Origin of the sequence: Pseudomonas putida, assembly GCF_050990305.1 — a bacterium.
Lineage (GTDB): Bacteria > Pseudomonadota > Gammaproteobacteria > Pseudomonadales > Pseudomonadaceae > Aquipseudomonas > Aquipseudomonas putida_AH.
In genome coordinates this window covers 458,208-479,005 of sequence record NZ_CP158817.1, presented here as the reverse complement: position 1 = coordinate 479,005, position 20,798 = coordinate 458,208, and the positions used below count along the sequence as shown (strand labels likewise).

Genomic DNA, 20,798 nt, shown 5'->3' with positions numbered 1-20,798 from the left:
ACTATTTGACCTCGACCACAGTGCCCTGCAAACGTTGCAAGGCTTCGTTCACCGCTTGCGGCATCAGCTGGCGCAAGCAGTTGTAATGACCGAAACGACATGTGCGGTCGAAGCACGGGCTGCATTCAATGCCCAGGCGCACGATCTCGACATGTTCGGCCAGCGGCGGCGTGAAACCCGGCGACGTCGAGCCATACACCGCTACCAGCGGACGGTTCAACGCGGCGGCGACATGCATCAGGCCAGAGTCGTTGGACACCACCGAGTCGGCGCATGACAGCAAATCGATTGCCTCCGCCAAAGAGGTACCGCCACTGAGGTTCACCGACTCCTCACGCAAGCCGGGAATCAGCCGCGAACGGATGTCTTCGCCCACGGCATGATCGTTCTTCGAACCGAATAACCAGACTTGCCAACCTTCGCGAATTTTCGCTTCGGCGACCTTGGCGTAGTGCTCGGACGGCCAGCGCTTGGACTCGCCGAACTCGGCGCCGGGGCACAGCGCCAGCACCGGACGGTCGAGGGCCAGGCCGAACTTGGCCAGCGCCGCCTCACGGGTCACCGGATCGATCTGCAGACTCGGACGCGGATACGGCTTGGGCAGTTCAACGCCAGGCTCGTAGGCCAGGGCCATGAAACGTTCGATCATCAATGGATAACGTTCTTTGTCCAGCGTGCGCACATCGTTGAGCAGGCCATAGCGGAACTCGCCACGCCAGCCGGTGCGCTTGGGAATACCGGCAAAAAACGGCACCAGCGCCGATTTCAGGGAATTGGGCAACAGAATGGCCTGGTCGTATTGGCCGGTCAGGGATTTGCCGATGCGCCGACGCGTCGCCAGTTCCAGCACGCCGTGGCCGAGCGGGAAGCTCAAGGCCTGGCGTACTTCGGGCATGCGCTCAAGAATCGGCCGGCTCCACTCGGGAGCCAGCACGTCGATTTCGCATTGCGGGTGGCGCTGTTTGAGGCACTGAAACAGTGTCTGCGCCATCACCATGTCACCGACCCAACTGGGCCCAACGATCAGAATATTCATGTGGCTTCCATAAACGAACCGGGGAGGCATACGCCTCCCCGCCTCGATAATCTCTGCAGGAGCATGCACGCTTGCGATGGGGTCATTACCTTCAACATTTCTGTCGACTGTCACTCCGCTATCGCGAGCAAGCTCGCCCCCACATTGGGTATTGGTGTACATCAATCTGCTCAACAACACAGATTAATTGTGGGAGCGGGCTTGCTCGCGATGAGGCCGTCACATCCAACAATGATAGTGACTGACACTCCGCCATCGCGGGCAAGCCCGCTCCCACAAGAAGATCTACTGTTTCAATATCCGGTTCAGCTTAGCCCCAGCTCACGCCAAATCCGCATGACCTGTCGCCGCTCGTCCGCGAACTGGTCGCCCGGCACCACTCCGGGATCCTTCTGCAAGGCCTGCCGATGGGCGGCGGAGCGATAAGCCTTATAGACTTCACGCAACAGGCTGGCATCTTCGACGGGCATCAACCCTTCGTGCTCCAGCTCTTCCAGAATGCGGATGTTGTCAGTCCAGCGCAGCAATGGCGGATGCGATTCGGACCACGCCAGGGCCGCGTATTGCACCATAAATTCAATATCGACGATACCACCGGCGTCCTGCTTGAGATCGAAGGGCGCCGTGGCCTCGAAGGCATTTGCCCCTGTGCCGGCTACCGTGCTCTTGCTACCGAGGTTATCGCGCATCTTGGCTCGCATCTCGCTGACTTCCTGGCGCAAGGTCGGCAAATCCCGCGCCTTGCCCAGAATCGCCGCGCGAACTTGCTCGAATGCATGGCCGACATCCTCGCTACCCACCAACACTCGAGCCCTGACCAGCGCCTGATGCTCCCAGGTCCAGGCTTCGTTCTCCTGATAGCGGGCAAACGCCCCCAGAGAACTAACCAGCAACCCCGACGCACCGGACGGCCGCAAGCGCATGTCCACTTCATACAGCTGACCGGAGTTGGTCTGGGCCGTCAGCAAATGAATGATCCGCTGCCCGAGCCGGGTGAAAAATTGCGCGCCATCGATAGGTTTAGACCCATCGGTTTCCGCCTGTGGATCGCCATCGTGGATGAACACCAGATCCAGATCCGAACCATGCCCCAGTTCCAGGCCACCGACTTTCCCATAACCGACAATGATGAAGCCGGGATCGCACAAGGTGCCGTCGGTGCGCAGCGGTGTGCCGTACTTGGCCACGGTCTGGCGCCAGGCCAGCGCCAGCACTTGTTCCAGAATCGCCTCGGCCAGCCAGGTCAGGTAATCACTGACTTTCATCAACGGCAGGTGGCCCGCGATTTCAGAAGCGGCCACCCGCAAGCGGTGCGCCAGTTTGAAGTGGCGCAAGGCTTCCATTTGTTGCTCGAGGTCGTCCTCGGGAATCCGCGTCAGGCGCTCGCGCAACTCGGCAGCCAGTTCCGGCGCCAAGGGCGGCTTGAACAGCCGGCCCTCGTTGAGCAGCTCATCGAGCAGCAACGGGAAACGGGTGATTTGTTCAGCGATCCACGGGCTTGCCGCGCACAAAGTCAGCAAGCGCCGCAGCGCTCCGGGGTTTTCAGTCAGCAACACCAGATACGCAGAACGACGGGCCACGGCCTCCACAAATGGCAGCACCCGCTCCAGCACCAAATCCGGGTTGGCGTGCTCTACCGCCTGGGCGAGCAAACGCGGAATAAAGGCATCAAGACGCTCGCGCCCCAGACGCTGCATGGCCCGCAATTGCGGGCTACCGCGCAAACTGGCCAGTGCTTTCAACGCCTTGGGGCCATCGGTGAAACCACCCTCCTGCAACTGCCGACAGGCCGCCTCTTCATCCTGGGCGTCCTCCCATAGCGGCAGCCATTCACCGCCGACCACTACTTCGCTTTCGGCACCTTGCTCCTCGTCGGGATCGGCGATCACTTGCGCGAAGTGCCAGGCCACACGACCGCGCCAGTGCATCAGCTGAGCATGAAAAGACGACCAATCGGCGAAGCCCAACATAAAGGCAATGCGCGCCTGATCTTGCTCGCCGTCCGGCAGCATCTGGGTCTGGCGGTCGGCAATTGCCTGGATCGCATGCTCGGTGTAACGCAGGAATTCGTAGCCTTCGCGCAGCTCGCTGACCACCGCCGGCGGTAAATAACCCTGTCCTTCGAGCGTGCTCAATACTTTCAGCAGCGGACGCTGTTGCAAGCTCAGGTCACGACCGCCATGAATCAGCTGGAAGGCCTGGGCGATAAATTCCACTTCACGAATACCGCCGGAACCGAGCTTGATGTTGTCGGCCATACCCTTGCGCCGCACCTCCTGCTGGATCAGCTGCTTCATGGTGCGCAGCGCTTCGATGGCGGAAAAGTCCAGATAGCGTCGATAAACGAACGGCCGCAACATATCTTGCAGTTGCGCGCCCGCCACTTGATCGCCGGCCACCACCCGCGACTTGATCATCGCGTAGCGCTCCCAGTCGCGCCCTTGGTCTTGGTAATACTGTTCCAGCGCGTTGAAACTCAGGACCAGCGAACCCGAAGAACCATAGGGCCGCAGGCGCATGTCGACGCGGAATACAAATCCGTCGACGGTCATCGGGTCCAGGGCCTTGATCAGGCGCTGCCCAAGACGGACGAAAAACTCCTGGTTATCCAGCGGACGTTTTGCACCGACGGTTTCGCCGCCCTCGGGGTAGGCGAAAATCAGGTCGATGTCCGACGACAGGTTGAGTTCCACCGCACCCAGCTTGCCCATGCCGAGCACGACCATTTGCTGGGGCTCACCGCTGCGGTGCCCCGTGGGCACGCCGAACTGCTGGCAATGCCGTGCGTACAACCATTGATAGGCCTGATCGATGCTGGCATCGGCCATGTCCGACAGGTCGCGACAGGTCTGGATCAGGTCGGCCTGACGGGTGAGGTCACGCCAGACAATGCGCACTTGATGGCGGGCACGCTGACGACGCAAGACACGACCCAGTACATCATCGGTTTCGGCAGCGATCGCAACCGCAGCAATCTGCGCGCACAACTCGCCGGGAGCAAAAGCGCGGTCCAGCTCGCCGGATCGCACCAGCTCCAGCAACATCACGGGATCGCGCACGCTTTGTTCGGTGACGAAGTCGCTGGCGGCCGTCACCCGGGCAAACTGCGCCCAGCGCTCAGGGGTCCAGGCGGACAAGCCGTGATCGTCGTCCAGGGCAGCTACGGCGGCACGGAACGACTGCTCGGCGCGGGTGACAAACGGCAGCAGTATGGCGGGCAGTTCAGCAAGCGAAGGAAGGCTCATGGTCTATCCTTGATCGGCGTGCATTGGGCCGAATGTAGTGATTTGCGGGAATGCACTACCTGGAGGACTGTCGAACAAAAGTTAGAAATAGCTGAAATCTCTTCATTTTTGGCAGCCAACATCAAACTTTCACCTTTTCGGGTTGGCAAAAGACCAACCTTAACGATTATTCTCACAACGCAGCCGGGGGCCACAAGCCGCTCATCTGTAGTTTTACTACTCGTATATACATTAGTAAGGCTGAAATGCCGGAAGATTTGTAGTAAAACTACACACCGCCGGAACAACCTATCGGCAATCCAAGAATTCATAACGTCTGCCCACAAGGCCAGTCGCTAACTCAGGCAACCGATTCTGGTAGCCTTTCCGCCCTGGAGCAAGCCATGCAAGACCTCGATCCCGTCGAAACCCAGGAATGGCTGGACGCCCTGGAATCGGTTCTCGACAAAGAAGGCGAAGACCGTGCTCACTATCTGATGACCCGTATGGGCGAACTCGCGACCCGCAGCGGCTCGCAATTGCCTTACGCCATCACCACGCCTTACCGCAACACCATCCCCGTTACCCACGAAGCACGCATGCCTGGCGACCTGTTCATGGAACGCCGCATTCGCTCGCTGGTACGCTGGAACGCGATGGCCATGGTAATGCGTACGAACCTGAAAGATTCTGACCTGGGTGGTCACATCTCCAGCTTCGCATCCAGCGCGACCCTGTATGACATCGGCTTCAACTACTTCTTCCAGGCCCCGACCGACGAACACGGCGGCGACCTGATCTACTTCCAGGGCCACACCTCGCCAGGCGTCTACGCCCGCGCGTTCATGGAAGGCCGCATCAGCGAAGACCAGATGAACAACTTCCGCCAGGAAGTCGACGGAACGGGCCTGTCGTCCTATCCGCACCCTTGGCTGATGCCTGACTTCTGGCAGTTCCCGACCGTTTCCATGGGCCTGGGTCCGATTCAAGCGATCTACCAGGCACGTTTCATGAAGTACCTGGAAGCCCGCGGCTTCATCCAGCCAGGCAAACAGAAAGTCTGGTGCTTCCTGGGCGACGGCGAGTGCGACGAGCCGGAATCCCTGGGCGCGATCTCGCTGGCTGGCCGCGAGAAGCTCGACAACCTGATCTTCGTCATCAACTGCAACCTGCAGCGCCTCGACGGCCCGGTTCGCGGCAACGGCAAGATCATCCAGGAACTCGAAGGCGTGTTCCGCGGTGCGCAGTGGAACGTGACCAAGGTCATCTGGGGCCGTTTCTGGGACCCACTGCTGGCCAAGGACGTCGACGGCATTCTGCAACGCCGCATGGACGAAGTCATCGACGGCGAGTACCAGAACTACAAAGCCAAAGACGGCGCGTTCGTACGTGAACACTTCTTCAACTCGCCAGAACTCAAGGCGATGGTTGCAGACCTGTCCGACGACGAGATCTGGAAACTCAACCGTGGCGGCCACGACCCGTACAAGGTCTACGCGGCGTACCACGAAGCGGTCAACCACAAAGAACAACCAACCGTCATCCTGGCCAAGACCATCAAAGGTTATGGCACCGGTGCCGGCGAAGCGAAAAACACGGCGCACAACACCAAGAAAGTCGACGTCGACAGCCTGAAGTTGTTCCGTGACCGCTTCGACATTCCAGTAAAAGACGAAGAGCTGGAAAACCTGCCGTTCTTCAAGCCAGAGCCGAACAGCGCCGAAGCCCGCTACCTGAGCGAGCGTCGTGCCGCACTGGGTGGTTTCGTGCCACAGCGTCGCGCCCAGAGCTTCAGCGTTCCGACCCCGCCACTCGATACCCTCAAGGCTATCCTGGACGGCACCGGCGACCGCGAAATCTCCACCACCATGGCCTTCGTGCGTATCCTCGCGCAACTGGTCAAGGACAAGGAAATCGGCCCGCGCATCGTTCCGATCATCCCGGACGAAGCCCGTACCTTCGGTATGGAAGGCATGTTCCGTCAGTTGGGCATCTACTCGTCCGTCGGCCAGCTCTACGAGCCAGTCGATAAAGACCAGGTGATGTTCTACAAGGAAGACAAGAAGGGCCAGATCCTCGAGGAAGGCATCAACGAAGCGGGCGCCATGAGCTCCTTCATTGCCGCCGGTACTTCGTACTCCAGCCACAACCAGCCAATGCTGCCGTTCTACATCTTCTACTCGATGTTCGGCTTCCAGCGTATTGGCGACCTGGCCTGGGCTGCCGGCGACAGCCGTACCCGTGGTTTCCTGATCGGCGGCACCGCCGGCCGTACCACCCTCAACGGTGAAGGCCTGCAGCACGAAGACGGTCACAGCCACCTGCTGGCTGCCACCATCCCGAACTGCCGCACCTATGATCCAACCTACGGCTACGAGCTGGCGGTGATCATCCAGGACGGCATGAAGAAGATGACCGAAGACCAGGAAGACGTCTTCTACTACATCACCGTGATGAACGAGTCCTACCAGCAGCCAGCCATGCCGGCCGGTGCCGAAGAAGGCATCAAGAAAGGCATGTACCTGCTCGAAGAAGACACCCGCGAAGCGGCTCACCACGTTCAGCTGATGGGCTCCGGCACCATCCTGCGTGAAGTCCGTGAAGCGGCGAAGATCCTGCGCGAGCAGTTCAACGTCGGCGCCGATGTGTGGAGCGTAACCAGCTTCAACGAACTGCGTCGCGATGGCCTGGCCGTCGAGCGCACCAACCGTCTGCACCCGGGCCAGAAGCCTAAACTGAGCTACGTCGAAGAGTGCTTGAACGGCCGCAAAGGTCCGGTCATCGCCTCTACCGACTACATGAAACTGTTCGCCGAGCAGATCCGTCAGTGGGTACCGTCCAAGGAATTCAAAGTCCTGGGCACCGACGGTTTCGGTCGCAGCGACAGCCGCAAGAAACTGCGTCATTTCTTCGAAGTCGACCGTCATTTCGTGGTGTTGGCAGCCCTTGAAGCACTGGCTGACCGTGGCGATATCGAACCTAAGGTGGTGTCTGAAGCCATCGCCAAGTTCGGGATCGACCCGGAAAAACGCAACCCACTGGACTGCTGAGGAGAGATTCTGTGAGCGAACTCATTCGCGTACCTGACATCGGCAGCGGTGAAGGTGAAGTAATTGAACTGTTTGTGAAGGTCGGCGACCGTATCGAAGCCGACCAGAGCATCCTGACCCTGGAATCGGACAAAGCGAGCATGGAAGTGCCTGCGCCGAAGGCCGGCATCATCAAGAGCCTGAAAGTGAAGCTGGGCGATCGCCTGAAAGAAGGCGACGAACTGCTGGAGCTGGAAGTCGAGGGTGCCGCTGCTGCGGCCCCTGCACCGACTGCCGCGCCTGCTGCGAAAGCCGAAGCTGCACCGGTTCCAGCCGTTGCTCCAGCGCCTGCCGCCGCACCTGCCGCCGCTTCGGTTCAGCAAGTGCACGTGCCGGACATCGGTTCGTCGGGCAAAGCCCAGATCATCGAGATCCAGGTCAAGGTCGGCGACAAAGTCGAGGCTGATCAGTCGCTGATCACCCTGGAATCCGACAAGGCCAGCATGGAGATCCCGTCGCCTGCCGCTGGCGTAGTCAAGGCCATCAGCGTCAAGCTCAACGATGAAGTGGGTACTGGCGATCTGATCCTGGATCTGGAAGTGGCAGGTGCTGCGGCCCCTGCTGCTGCCGCTCAGGCCCAGGCTGCTGCTCCAGCCGCTGCTGCCCCTGCACCAGTTGCTGCAGCTCCGGCCGCACCGGTCGCCGACAGCGTTCAGGACATCCACGTTCCGGACATCGGCTCGGCGGGCAAGGCCAAGATCATCGAAGTGCTGGTCAAGGCTGGCGACACCGTTGCAGCCGACCAGTCGCTGATCACCCTCGAATCCGACAAGGCGAGCATGGAAATTCCATCGCCAGCCGCTGGCGTGGTGGAAAGCGTTTCCGTCAAGCTGGACGACGAAGTCGGTACTGGCGACCTGATCCTCAAACTGAAGGTCAAGGGTGCTGCCCCGGCTGCTGCTCCGGCACCGGCCGCGGCTGCCCCTAGCGCGCCTGCGCCTGCCGCTGCTCCGGCCGCTGCTGCGCCGGCTCCTGTTGCTGCTCCTGTTGCCGCCCCGGCCAAGCCGGGCGCCAAGGTTCACGCCGGTCCTGCGGTGCGCCAACTGGCCCGTGAGTTCGGCGTCGAACTGAGCGCCGTTGGCGCCAGCGGGCCGCACGGTCGCATCCTGAAAGAAGACGTGCAGGTTTACGTCAAAGCCATGATGCAGAAGGCCAAGGAAGCGCCAGCCGCTGCCGCCGGCGCAACCGGTGGCGCGGGCATCCCGCCGATCCCGGCCGTGGACTTCAGCCGCTTCGGTGAAATCGAAGAAGTGCCGATGACCCGCCTGATGCAGGTCGGCGCCGCCAACCTGCACCGCAGCTGGCTGAACGTGCCGCACGTGACGCAATTCGACTCGGCGGATATCACCGAGCTGGAAGCGTTCCGTAACGCCCAGAAAGCCGTTGCAGAGAAGGCTGGCGTCAAGCTGACCATCCTGCCGTTGCTGCTCAAGTCCTGCGCACACCTGCTCAAGGAACTGCCGGACTTCAACAGCTCGCTGGCACCAAGCGGCAAGGCGATCATCCGCAAGAAATACGTGAACATCGGCTTCGCCGTCGACACCCCGGATGGCTTGCTGGTACCGGTCATCAAGAACGTCGACCAGAAGAGCCTGCTGCAACTGGCCGCCGAGGCCGCTTCCCTGGCTGAAAAAGCCCGGACCAAGAAGCTCTCCTCGGACGAGATGCAAGGCGCCTGCTTCACCATTTCCAGCCTCGGCCACATTGGCGGCACCGGCTTCACGCCGATCGTCAACGCGCCGGAAGTGGCGATCCTCGGTGTTTCCAAGGCAACCATCCAGCCAGTCTGGGACGGCAAAGCCTTCCAGCCGAAGCTGATGCTGCCTCTGTCGCTGTCCTACGATCACCGCGTGATCAACGGCGCCGCTGCTGCACGCTTCACCAAGCGTCTGAGCGACCTGCTGGCGGACATCCGCACCATCCTGCTGTAACTCCAACAGGCCCTCCTTCAATGGAGGGCCTGTTGCGTTTCAAGTTTTCCGAGCGCCACGCTCGTACCTCAACCCCGCCAATTTGGCGGGGCTTTTTTTTGGAAAGCCAAAAGATCGCAGCCTCCGGCAGCCCCCATGTAGGAGCTGCCGAAGGCTGCGATCTTTTGATCTACCTATCCAACCGTCTTCCTACATCTGTGGCTGCCCCCTCCCACACCTCCCGTCCGAATCACCCACGTATTTCTTCCCACCACTTCATTAGCCTTGGATAGAAAGCCTCCATACGCTCTTTTTGAAGACGCGATTTAACCCACCTCTTTCGAATGGACTCGAATATGTTAAAGCCGACCGTCGGCCCCATCCTGGGCCATACCACCACGAATGAAGCCCGTATTTTTCTGAGAGGAGAACGACAGAAAGACGCTTTGGTATTTGCCGCTATTCATTATCGACGTAGCGGAAGCGAGCACTGGAGTAAAAGCGTTTTCACCCAACTGACGGACGCTCGCGACATGTCGGCGGTGATCGTTCTGCAAGGTCTGTGCGCCAATACCGAGTACGAATATCAAGCCGGCTGGTTCAGCCCCATGAGTCCGACGCATACCGTCGATACGGTGCAGGAACTGCCACTGCAGTGGCCCCAAGCCCTCTATTACCTGCGCACACAATCAAGCACAGTCACAACGCCACGCGCTTACATTGCTGGCTCCTGCCGCTATCTGCGCATGACCGCTGGCGTACCTTCGGCCCCACACTTGGGCGATCGAATCTTCGCGGCTATCGAGAATCTTGCACGAAACACCACACCTGCGATCAATGCGCTTTTGATGCTCGGCGACCAGGTATACGTCGACGATTTGAACTTCATCGCACCTGACCGCGAGTACAGGGAAATACTCGCCAAATATCAGGCGGCACTCTCCCAGCCTCATATCAGCAAGTTAATGTCCTGCACCCCCACTTATATGATCCTCGATGACCACGAAATCGAAGACAACTGGCCGGCTAACAAAAGCAAGAGCGATGATCGTTTATATAAAAATGCCATGGCAGCCTATGAGCTGTACCAAGCCAGTCATAGCCCGGCCCATGAACTCAATGCCCTTGGGCAAATCAATCAACGGTTAAAACAGTATTGGTATCAGTTTGCCCATGGCGATATCGAGTGGTTCGTCACTGACAGTCGAACCCGGCGTAATCTCGCGGACAACGACCGGCGCATTCTGGATATCGAACAGGAACAGGCTTTGTGCGACTGGTTGATTCACAGTCCGGCCCGGGTCAAATTCATCATTACCAGCGTCATGTTTTACCCCGACCGCAAACGCTTGGGCGGCGACGCCTGGAAAGCCTTTCCCGAGCAACGTCTACGGTTGCTGGAGACCATTCGTAGACACAAGGTCAAGAACGTCATCTTCATATCCGGCGATGTCCACGGCTCTTTGACCAGCCGCCTGACTCACAGCGAGGACCCGGACTTCGAAATTCACACCATCGTTTCGTCCCCCCTGTGCAACAGCAAATGGCTGCCCTATGCCAAAGACTCGACCTTTATCCTCGATCAACCCTTGGCCCAAACCGCTGGAGGCGATTACCGACATGAGCTGACCGGCAAGGTGATCAGCCAGGACAACTTCGCGCATCTGATTGTCGATACGGAACAGATTCAGGTGTGTTTTCACGGTCGGGACGGCAACCCACTGCAATCGACCCAGATTCCGTTGCGTTAATAAAATAAAAGATCGCAGCCTTCGGCAGCTCCTACAATGGAACGACGTACATCCTCCAGGAGCTGCCGATGGCTACGATTTTTACGGAAATAGCATTACTTTCGCCCCTCATTGAAGAAAACTTCACTTCTGCCGACATATTCTTATAGCACTTGGCCTTCATGTCTCTTGTCAGTCGGTGTTGCAATGATGCAACCTTGCCGCAGGCAACAGTAAAGAGGGCGAGAGCCCGGCGCGTTCAGCAAATACGAAGCGAGTTTCCTTCCCTATGAAGAGCCAACCCGATGCCGCCAGCCGTATGGTGGCCGAGGTAGTGACGCAGTTGCCTGTGCCCTCGCGGCTCGGCATGCTGCGTTTCGAGCGGCTGAACGAACCTAGCTGGGCGCTGCTGTTTCTCGACCCCAATTGCGAACGCCAATTCGGCTTGCCAGCCGTGGAGCTGTGCGCCCTGGTCGGCTCACCCTACGCCAGCCTGATGGAGCCGGAAGCGCGTTATCAGCTGCATGACGCAATCCAGCAACAACTGAGCGAAGGCACGCATTACCTGATTCGCTACACGCTGCACACCGCCTCAGGTTCGCTGAATCTGCTGGAACTGGGCGAAGGTTTTAAACAGCACAATCGACACCTGTTACGTGGTTACCTGATGGTCGTCGACGGGCTGTTCGAGGACGACCCATTGCTGCCTGCACTGGATCTGGAAACCCAGAACTCGCGCCTGCAAATCGCTCTGGAGCTCAACCAGCGTGCCCAACAGGAACAACTGCAGCACCTGGACCGGGTACGCGCCCAGCAGGACCTGATCCTGCTGCTGACACGCCAGCGCTATAGCAGTAACAACTCCCTGCAAGAAGCCGCCGAACTGATTACCCGCAGCGCCTGCGAGATCTACGAAATCGACTGTGCCAGCCTGTGGCACCTCGATGGCTCGACGCTGGTACCCATTTCGGCCTTTCACCGCGCCAATCAGCAATACCTCTTACCGGAGCCGATCGACGCCAGCGGCTTTCCCGGCTACCTGGACGCCTTGCACACCGGGCGCGCTATCGATGCCCATAACGCCATGCACGACCCCCGCACCCGCGAGATCGCCGAAAGCCTGCGTGCTCGCGATGTCAACGCGATGCTCGACGCCAGCATCCGCGTCGACGGCCAGGTGGTCGGTGTACTGTGCCTGGAGCAAAGCGGTACGACCCGCGCCTGGCAGTCGGATGAAATTGCTTTCGCCGGCGAGTTGGCGGATCAGTTCGCCCAAGTCATCAGCAACCATAATCGACGCACCGCCACCAGCGCCCTTCATCTGTTCCAGCGTGCGGTGGAGCAAAGCGCCAACGCCTTCCTGCTGGTCAATTGCGACGGCGTGGTGGAATACGTCAACCCGAGCTTCACCGCGATCACCCAGTACAGCACCGAAGAAGTCCACGGCCAGCGCCTGTCGGAACTGCCCGCCCTGGAGAACCTCAGCGAGCTGCTGTTCGATGCGCCTTCGGCACTGGCCAAGAGCAACAGTTGGCAGGGCGAGTTCAAGAGCCGTCGCAAAAACCTCGAACCCTACTGGGGGCAGCTGTCGATCTCCAAGGTCTATGGCGACAACCGTGAACTGACCCATTACATCGGCATTTACGAAGACATCACCCAGACCAAACTCGCCCAGCAACGCATCGAGCGCCTGGCCTACACCGACAACCTGACCAACCTCGGCAACCGTCCCGCCTTCATCCGTAACCTTGATGAGCGCTTCGCTCGAGACAGCGATACCCCGATCAGCCTGTTGCTGGTGGACATCGACAATTTCAAGCGGATCAACGACAGCCTTGGCCATCAGACCGGCGACAAGCTGCTGATCAGCCTCGCCCGGCGTTTGCGCAACAGCCTGAGCCCGAGTGGCAGCCTGGCGCGGTTTGCCAGTAACGAGTTTGCGGTACTGCTGGACAATACCGATCTGCAAACCGGTCAACAGGTCGCCAGCCAGCTGCTGGCCACCCTCGACAAACCGATGTTCGTCGATAACCAGCTGATCAGCGTCACCGGTTCCGTGGGCCTGGCGTGCGCGCCACTGCACGGGCGCGACCCGCAAACCCTGATGCGTAACGCAGGGCTGGCCTTGCATAAGGCCAAGGCCAATGGCAAACATCAGGTGCAGGTATTCACCGAAGCACTGAACGCCGAAGCCAGCTACAAACTGTTCGTCGAGAACAACCTGCGCCGCGCCCTGACCCAGAACGAACTGGACGTGTTCTACCAACCCAAGCTCTGCCTGCGAACCGGTCGTCTATTGGGCATGGAAGCGTTACTGCGCTGGGATCACCCGGAAAAAGGCATGATTCGCCCGGACCAGTTCATCAGCGTCGCGGAAGAAACCGGCCTGATCATTCCAATTGGCAAATGGATCGCCCGCCAGGCCTGCCGCAAGAGCAAGGAACTGACGGCCGCCGGGCTGGGTAATCTTCAGGTGGCAATCAACCTGTCACCCAAACAGTTCTCCGACCCGGACCTGGTGGCCTCCATCGCCAACATCCTCAAGGAGGAAGCGCTGCCGGCGAACCTGCTGGAACTGGAGTTGACAGAAGGCCTGTTGCTGGAAGCCACCGAAGACACCCACTTGCAGCTCGACCAACTCAAGCGCCTGGGCCTGACCCTGGCCATGGACGACTTCGGCACCGGTTACTCGTCGCTCAGTTACTTGAAAAAATTCCCCATCGACATCATTAAGATCGACCGAAGCTTCATCCACGAAATCCCGGACAACCAGGACGACATGGAGATCACTTCCGCAGTGATCGCCATGGCCCACAACCTGAAACTCCAGGTCGTGGCCGAAGGCATCGAAACGGCCGCGCAGTTATCCTTCCTGCGCCGCCACCGTTGCGACGTTGGCCAGGGCTACCTGTTCGACCAGCCGATCCCGGGCGCCGATCTGATCGAAAAGCTCAAACGCTACCCGCGCGGCCCGATCGCCTGACAGCGGCCCGACACTCGCCCTCTGTGGGAGCGGGCTTGCCCGCGAAGAGGGAATATCAGCAACATTAATGTCACTGATAGACCGCTTTCGCGAGCAAGCCCACAGGGATAGTGCGTAACTCGCCGGCATTCGGCACACTGATAGTCTGTCTATTTACATCCATCCTGACTGAGGACTGATAATGGTTCTGCGCTCGGAAATTCTGGTGAACAAAAACGTGCTCCCTACCAAAGAACAAGCTCTGCCTGGCCGCGAAACCCCGATGGTCCTGCCCGAGAAGCATTTCGTCTTCGAAGAAACTCCGTTGCTGGGCCCTTTCTTTCAGGACGTCGATTTCGCCATCTTCGGCCTGGGTTGCTTCTGGGGCGCCGAGCGGCGGTTCTGGCAGCGCGAGGGCGTGGTCAGCACTGTGGTCGGTTACGCCGGCGGCTTTACTCCGAACCCGACCTACGAAGAAGTCTGCTCGGGCCTGACTGGTCACGCCGAAGTGGTACTGGTGGTGTATGAACCGAAGAAAGTCAGCTACAAAGAGCTGCTGGCCATGTTCTGGGAACTGCACAACCCGACCCAGGGCATGCGTCAGGGCAACGACATCGGCACCCAGTATCGCTCGGTGATCTACTGCACCACCCCGCAGCAGTTGGATGAAGCACAAGCCAGCAAGCAGGTGTTCCAAGCTGAGCTGAGCAAGGCCGGCTTGGGCGACATCACCACCGAAGTCGACCAGGCACCCACCGTCTACTTCGCCGAGACTTATCACCAGCAATACCTGGCGAAAAACCCGGAAGGCTATTGCGGGATTGGCGGCACTGGCGTGACCTGCCCGATTTAATCGCTCAACGCAAAAGATCGCAGCCTGCGGCAGCTCCTACAGGGTTATGTGTACACCTGTAGGAGCTGCCGCAGGCTGCGATCTTTTGATCCTGCTTGTCGATTCGTCTTACTCAGCGATCAACCAATCCATCTTCCACCCACCCTGGGTCTGCCCAAGCTTCTCGGACAGCCACGGCAGCAGCTCACGCAATTCCTCCTCCAGCCCCCACGGCGGATTGGCAATCGCCAGACCGGAACCGTTCAGACTGTTAGGCGTCTCCAGCGGATGCACCAGCAACTCCACGCGCAACAACTTCGGAGCACCGGTGCCCGCCAGGTCCTGGTAGAAACGACGTAATGCACGCTGATCCTTCACCGGGTACCAGATCGCCGCCACGGTTTGGCGCATGCGGCCAATCGCCTCCTTCATCGCCAGCGCGCAACGCTGCATCTCGTCGAGCTTTTCGAACGGCGGGTCGATCAGCATCACCGCGCGCTTTTCCGGCACTGGAAGCAAGGCCCGAGGCACATGCCAACCTTCGCCCAGGTGCACCTTGACCCGGCGATCACCGGCCATGTTCTCCTTGAGCAACTGGCCGTCTTCGGGGTGTTTCTCATTGATCAGTACACGGTCCTGCGGTCGCGTCAGGCGGCGCGCCAACTCCGGTGAACCCGGGTAGTAGCGCAACTGGCCATCCGGGTTCATCTCGTGCAGCACCTGCATGTAATCGGCAGTGAGGATTGGCAGGTCCGGCTGATCCCACAAACGCGCAATGCCTTCCAGGTACTCGCCGGTACGGCTGGCCTGGTCGCCCTGCAAGTCATACAGGCCAATACCGGCGTGCGTATCGAGATAGGCAAACGGCTGCTCCTTGCGCGACATCAGGGCGATGAGGCGGGTCAAGGTCAGGTGTTTGAACACATCGGCGTGATTGCCGGCATGGAAGGCGTGACGATAATTCATGGCTGCTCCTGCGAAGGCCGGGAAGTTTACCTTTTACCGGCATGCAAGTCAGGCGGTCACGGCTGAGTGGTTCTGCACGAGTGCTCGCCTGGACAACGAAACCTGTAGGAGCAAAGCTTGCTCGCGATGAACGATTACGCAAAGTTCCTGACAGACCGCATCGCATGCATTTCCTCGATCAAGTACGCCAACAATTCATTCTTCGGCGCAGACGGCAAATCAGGCCCACTGAGAAAATTCGCAACCTTGCTGCGCAAAACATTTTCAGGGAACGCCTCGAATACACCCGGTTGCTCCTCACTCAACCACTGCATCAAGTTGCTCACCTGTGTTGAAGGGTCTTGATCACCCAGCTGTTGCAGCAGAGATTCAGGCACCTCCCACCACGGAAAATCCTTTGAGGCATTCTGTGCGCTGCCAGCAATCTCGACGGCCTGCCCATTGATCAAACACCGTCCAATCCCCGACAGCAGCTGCGCCCCATCGACTTCGTCGCACTGAAGCATCGCCAACAAATAACGCCCATCCCAGAAGCGGAAAAACACCGTGCTGCCATTGGGCAAGAAAACCTGGGTGAGGCCGCGCAGGTGCTCGACCAACGCCTGCTGGCCTTGCGAAGAAACAGCCAACCAGCCCCAGTCGCGAGACGCCGTGCTCGCCACCCAATTCAGAAACTCGCTGTCCACCGCAACGGCGCCGACAAAAGGCATCACCGCGTCCCAAGCGGCGTAGGCGGTATCAGCCCAGATGGGGCTGGGCATTTTTGCGGAGGACGAACGCCGCCAAGCTTCAAAAGGTTCAGCGGCACTGGCATTGCTGAAGATCGCGAACAGTTGCTCCGTCGGTTGCAGCGGCTGGCGCTCCAGCCAAGCGATTGGTGATAAAGAATCAAACGGCACAGGCACCCTCTTCGCAACATATTTGGCAAAACGGCGCCGCCCTTTTCAGGTTGAACATCTGCGCCATGCCCAGTGCGACACTTTGCACAGCTGTGCTTGGTGCGCCCATGGACGGGATCAATGCTCCCCCCACTCCAATGGGCACGCTGCTGAAAATCCCTTCAGGACCAATATTGATCCAGTGCCCGCCCGCCTGAATCGTCGCGTGGGCGCCACCGTCAATGACGACCTGACTACCGGCATTGACGCGATACTGCCCGCTTGCATTGACGGTCTGATTGTTTGTGCGCACATCCCTATCGCCTACGACATGGACAGAGGCGTTTCGATCGACCTTCACGCACATGTCGTGCTTTACCCACTGAGTCCAGTTTCGTTGGGCGCGCAGGTAAATCTCCTCGGCTCCCCGACGATCCTCGACTCGCAATTCGTTGTAGCCTTGAGCACCACCAGGATCAACCGGACTGCTTTGAGTACGCAAGACGCTGCTGGTCTTGTTGGCTGGCAAGTTCAGCGCGATAGAATTCTTGCCATTGGGCAGACATCCCATCACCAGTGGTTTGTCGGCATCGCCATCAACGAACCCCACCAGCACCTCCATGCCGACACGCGGAGTCAGGACGCTGCCATAGCCGTCATGAGCCCAAGCACTGGCCACCCGCAACCAGCAACTGGAATGCTCGTTCAACTGGCCATCGCGATCCCACATCAGTCGCACCTTGACCCGCCCATATTCGTCGCAATGGATCTCCGTGTTTTCCGGTCCAGTCACAACCGCCGATTGATAACCGACGACGCGAGGCCTCTCGATCAGCGGCGCACGAAAGAAAACATCCCATGGCGTCGCCAAAAAAGTATTGCGATAGCCCTGGAAACTTTCCGCACCCTCACTGCCCGCGAACTCCTCAAGCACCTGGGGTTGTCGACCGTGGTGCTCTATTTCTGTCAGCAGCCACAGATCGTTCCAGTCCTCACGCGGATGCTCCTGGAGTGGCAGGAAATACCCGCTGACCAGCATCGATTGATCGCTACGGCCCTGAGCCTGCCGGTAGTCCGCACGATGACGCTCCAGCGCTCGCCCCGCCAGATGACTGCCAACGTCTCGGTCGCTGAATTGCCCCGGAAAACCATAGTCCTCAAGTGTCGGCAGTTGCTGGCTGTCACGACGGTTTTCCAGCTCCAGATGAGGTTTATGAAAGTCGTAATCGCGGCGCACCACTGCCGTTGGCCGTGTTTCCAGGCGTACGCTGAAACGGTTGATAACCGGCATCTGCGCCGCCATGCCACTGCCTGGCAAATACGGTGTCGGTACAGGTAAACGCGGGAAAATGGTCTGGTCATCGCCGAACACCAGTAGATGCCCACCCATACTGTGTTGGAAGTGGTAGTGAATGCCGATTTCAGCGCACAGCCGCTGGACGAACGCCAGGTCGCTTTCCGCGTATTGCACGCAGTATTCGCGCTTGGGGTAATCACGGCTGAGCTCAAAGCTGAAGGCATCGCCAAGAATGCCGTGGTCCTGGAGGATCCGGGCGATGATCATCGGCACGCTTTGATGCTGGAAGATCCGCTGATTGATTCGCTGACCGAGGTACGCCAGACGCGGCGCAAGACTGATCTGGTAGTGCGTGAAACGATTGCCGGAATCGCCCTGACCCACCCGAAAAACCTGGCCATGAATACCGTAACCCTGCGCACCAAAACTCAGAAACGCCTGACGGTGCATCAAGTTTTCGAGATCGATGTCCGGCCACTCGCTGACCAGTTCCAGATCAAAACGGTACGTCTGGCTGATGCCCTCCTTACCCGTGAACTCAAGCACCTTGAACTCACTGTCGACCCCGTCGACGGTCAACGTGAAGCGCGGCTGATTGGCAGAAGCGAACATCCGATGTGTCTCTGCAGATTGGAAGCGGGGGATTCTGCATGAGTGATAAGCGGGATCATCAAAGGACAGGAAAAACAGAAATGCCCTACGCCTTTTGAAGCTTTGACCTTCAGAAAACGATTTTTCCGGCTACAGACATTCTTCACATAGAGTGGAACGGATGACGCCTTCGCGGGCAAGTCGGGTCGCCGCATCGCTCACTCCTACAGGTTCGCCGCAAATCTGTAGGAGCAGAGCTTGCTCGCGATGGCATTAGCCCATCCAACGCATAGGTCGGCAGATGGGTCGCCATCGCGAGCAAGCTCTGCCCCTACAGTTCAACTGAGACGCATAAAAAACGGCCCGCCTCCAAAGGAAGCGGGCCGTCTTCATTCAAGCATTGGTTTGGCGCATGCGCTCAACCCATTACTTGTTCAGGCGGAAATCACTCTCGGCCGCGGCAAAGCGTTGAAGCATGCCGGTGGTCGGTGCGCCCAACTTGCTGACGATGTAGATCGCCAGGCTGGCGAAGATGAAACCAGGGATGATTTCGTACAGGCCCAGCAGCTCGAAGTGTTTCCACACGATCACGGTGATCGCGCCAACCAGGATACCGGCCAGTGCGCCATTGCGAGTCATGTCTTTCCAGATCACCGAGATCAGCACCACCGGACCGAAAGCGGCACCGAAACCGGCCCAGGCGTAGCTGACCAGACCCAGCACGCGGTTTTCCGGGTTGGCAGCCAACGCGATAGCCACCAGGGCAACCAGCAGCACCATGGCACGACCGACCCAGACCAATTCAACCTGGGAAGCGGATTTACGCAGGAAAGTCTTGTAGAAGTCTTCAGTCAGGGCGCTCGAACACACCAGCAACTGGCAGCTCAGGGTGCTCATGACAGCCGCCAGAATGGCCGACAGCAGCACACCGGCAATCCATGGGTTGAACAGGATCTTCGCCAGCTCGATGAACACGCGCTCGTGGTTCTCGCTCACCGGCATGGCCACGGCCGGGTTGGCCGAGAAGTAGGCAATGCCAAAGAAGCCGACAGCAACGGTGCCGCCCAGGCACAGGATCATCCAGGTCATGGAGATGCGACGAGCCTTGGCGATCGACTTCACCGAATCGGCCGCCATGAAGCGCGCCAGAATGTGCGGTTGACCGAAGTAACCCAGACCCCAGCCCATCAGCGAAATGATGCCGATGAAGGTGGTGCCTTTGAGCATGTCGAAGTTGGCCGGATCCTGTGCCTCGATGGCCAGGAACGTGGTGTCGACGCCACCGGTGGCCAGCAGCACGATGATCGGCGTAAGGATCAGCGCGAAAATCATCAGCGTGGCTTGTACGGTGTCGGTCCAGCTCACCGCCAGGAAACCGCCCACGAAGGTGTAGGCAATCGTCGCCGCAGCACCGGCCCACAACGCCGTCTCGTAGGACATGCCGAAGGTGCTTTCGAACAGACGGGCACCGGCCACGATGCCGGAAGCACAGTAAATGGTGAAGAACACCAGGATAACGACCGCAGAGATGATTCGCAGCAGGCCGCTCTTGTCTTCGAAACGGCTGGCGAAGTAGTCCGGCAGCGTCAGGGCATCGCCGTTGTGCTCGGTCTGCACCCGCAGACGGCCAGCGACGAACAGCCAGTTCAAGTAAGCACCGACGATCAGGCCGATGGCGATCCAGCTTTCGGAAAGACCGGACATGTAGATCGCGCCCGGCAGACCCATCAACAACCAGCCACTCATGTCAGAGGCGCCGGCGGACAGCGCGGTCACGACGCTACCCAGGCTGCGACCGCCCAGGATGTAGTCAGACAGGTTATTGGTGGAGCGGTAGGCCATGAAGCCGATCAGCACCATGGCAGCGATGTAGATCACGAAGGTGATCAGGGTTGGATTCGTTACGCTCATTAAGTGACGCCCTGGCTTTGTTTTTATGTAGCGGCGGCTGTTGAACCGCTCGCAAACGATGACGTTTGACAGACGATTCGGGAGCCCGCGCATTTATGACTGATGTTTCCCCAGGAAAGCCATCAGCCGACGCACCCTCGATCCAGACGGGTTGCACCTTGGGGCGCGAATGCTAGTCAACAAAGCAAACTGGGTGCAACCTTTTATTGGGAATTAGTTGCACCCATTTATGGCAAATTCACAACCTCATTTTTTTACTATCCTTTTTACGCAACCCCGACAGATCTCACAAAATTAGGGGATCGAGCAAAATGCGGCACTTTCGTACCAGAATTTATTTCCTGATCAAGCGCGGAATTTTCCGACAAAAAA

Annotated in this window: 11 protein-coding genes; 5 read left to right on the top strand and 6 right to left on the bottom strand. The window is 59.0% G+C overall.

Translation table 11 applies throughout. From position 1 onward, the window contains the following. Position 1 precedes the first annotated feature (1 nt). Both waaF and glnE read right to left on the bottom strand, forming a co-directional pair. A complete protein-coding gene (waaF, locus tag ABTV22_RS02190) occupies positions 2 to 1,036 on the bottom strand; it encodes a lipopolysaccharide heptosyltransferase II (protein WP_433738356.1) in 1,035 nt (344 codons plus the stop codon). A gap of 305 nt (positions 1,037 to 1,341) precedes the next feature. Further along, positions 1,342 to 4,281 (bottom strand): bifunctional [glutamate--ammonia ligase]-adenylyl-L-tyrosine phosphorylase/[glutamate--ammonia-ligase] adenylyltransferase, encoded by a 2,940-nt coding sequence (glnE, locus tag ABTV22_RS02185; protein ID WP_433738355.1) that lies wholly within the window; start codon positions 4,279 to 4,281, stop codon positions 1,342 to 1,344. Positions 4,282 to 4,664: 383 nt separating this feature from the next. On the opposite strand from glnE, the gene aceE reads away from it, so the two are divergent. The 5 genes from aceE to msrA all read left to right on the top strand — a co-directional run bounded on the left by aceE (position 4,665) and on the right by msrA (position 14,804). Beyond that, entirely contained in the window at positions 4,665 to 7,310 is a 2,646-nt protein-coding gene (gene aceE, locus ABTV22_RS02180) for a pyruvate dehydrogenase (acetyl-transferring), homodimeric type (RefSeq protein WP_433738354.1), read from the top strand. Between the two features lie 11 nt (positions 7,311 to 7,321). Further along, a complete protein-coding gene (gene aceF / locus ABTV22_RS02175) occupies positions 7,322 to 9,280 on the top strand; it encodes a dihydrolipoyllysine-residue acetyltransferase (RefSeq protein WP_433738353.1) in 1,959 nt (652 codons plus the stop codon). A 335-nt stretch (positions 9,281 to 9,615) separates the two neighbouring features. After that, positions 9,616 to 11,010: an alkaline phosphatase D family protein gene (locus ABTV22_RS02170; RefSeq protein ID WP_433738352.1), complete on the top strand. Its 1,395-nt coding sequence runs from the start codon at positions 9,616 to 9,618 to the stop codon at positions 11,008 to 11,010. Between the two features lie 268 nt (positions 11,011 to 11,278). Further along, complete coding sequence (locus ABTV22_RS02165; RefSeq protein WP_433738351.1) at positions 11,279 to 13,972, top strand: sensor domain-containing phosphodiesterase; 2,694 nt, start codon at positions 11,279 to 11,281, stop codon at positions 13,970 to 13,972. 181 nt (positions 13,973 to 14,153) lie between these two features. Then, positions 14,154 to 14,804 (top strand): peptide-methionine (S)-S-oxide reductase MsrA, encoded by a 651-nt coding sequence (gene msrA, locus ABTV22_RS02160; RefSeq protein ID WP_433738350.1) that lies wholly within the window; start codon positions 14,154 to 14,156, stop codon positions 14,802 to 14,804. A gap of 108 nt (positions 14,805 to 14,912) precedes the next feature. Here the strand turns inward: msrA and ABTV22_RS02155 are convergent, their stop codons facing one another. The 4 genes from ABTV22_RS02155 to putP all read right to left on the bottom strand — a co-directional run bounded on the left by ABTV22_RS02155 (position 14,913) and on the right by putP (position 20,426). Continuing rightward, complete coding sequence (locus ABTV22_RS02155) at positions 14,913 to 15,749, bottom strand: 23S rRNA (adenine(2030)-N(6))-methyltransferase RlmJ (protein ID WP_433738349.1); 837 nt, start codon at positions 15,747 to 15,749, stop codon at positions 14,913 to 14,915. 134 nt (positions 15,750 to 15,883) lie between these two features. Next, the gene (locus ABTV22_RS02150; protein WP_433738348.1) at positions 15,884 to 16,648 is read right to left on the bottom strand and encodes a DUF4123 domain-containing protein; all 765 of its coding nucleotides are present in this window, start codon (positions 16,646 to 16,648) and stop codon (positions 15,884 to 15,886) included. Next, the gene (locus tag ABTV22_RS02145) at positions 16,638 to 18,536 is read right to left on the bottom strand and encodes a type VI secretion system tip protein VgrG (RefSeq protein ID WP_433738347.1); all 1,899 of its coding nucleotides are present in this window, start codon (positions 18,534 to 18,536) and stop codon (positions 16,638 to 16,640) included. The genes ABTV22_RS02150 and ABTV22_RS02145 overlap by 11 nt, the downstream gene beginning before the upstream one ends. A 405-nt stretch (positions 18,537 to 18,941) precedes the next feature. After that, positions 18,942 to 20,426, bottom strand: coding sequence for a sodium/proline symporter PutP (putP, locus tag ABTV22_RS02140; RefSeq protein ID WP_433738346.1), 1,485 nt, complete (start codon positions 20,424 to 20,426; stop codon positions 18,942 to 18,944). Positions 20,427 to 20,798 lie beyond the last annotated feature (372 nt).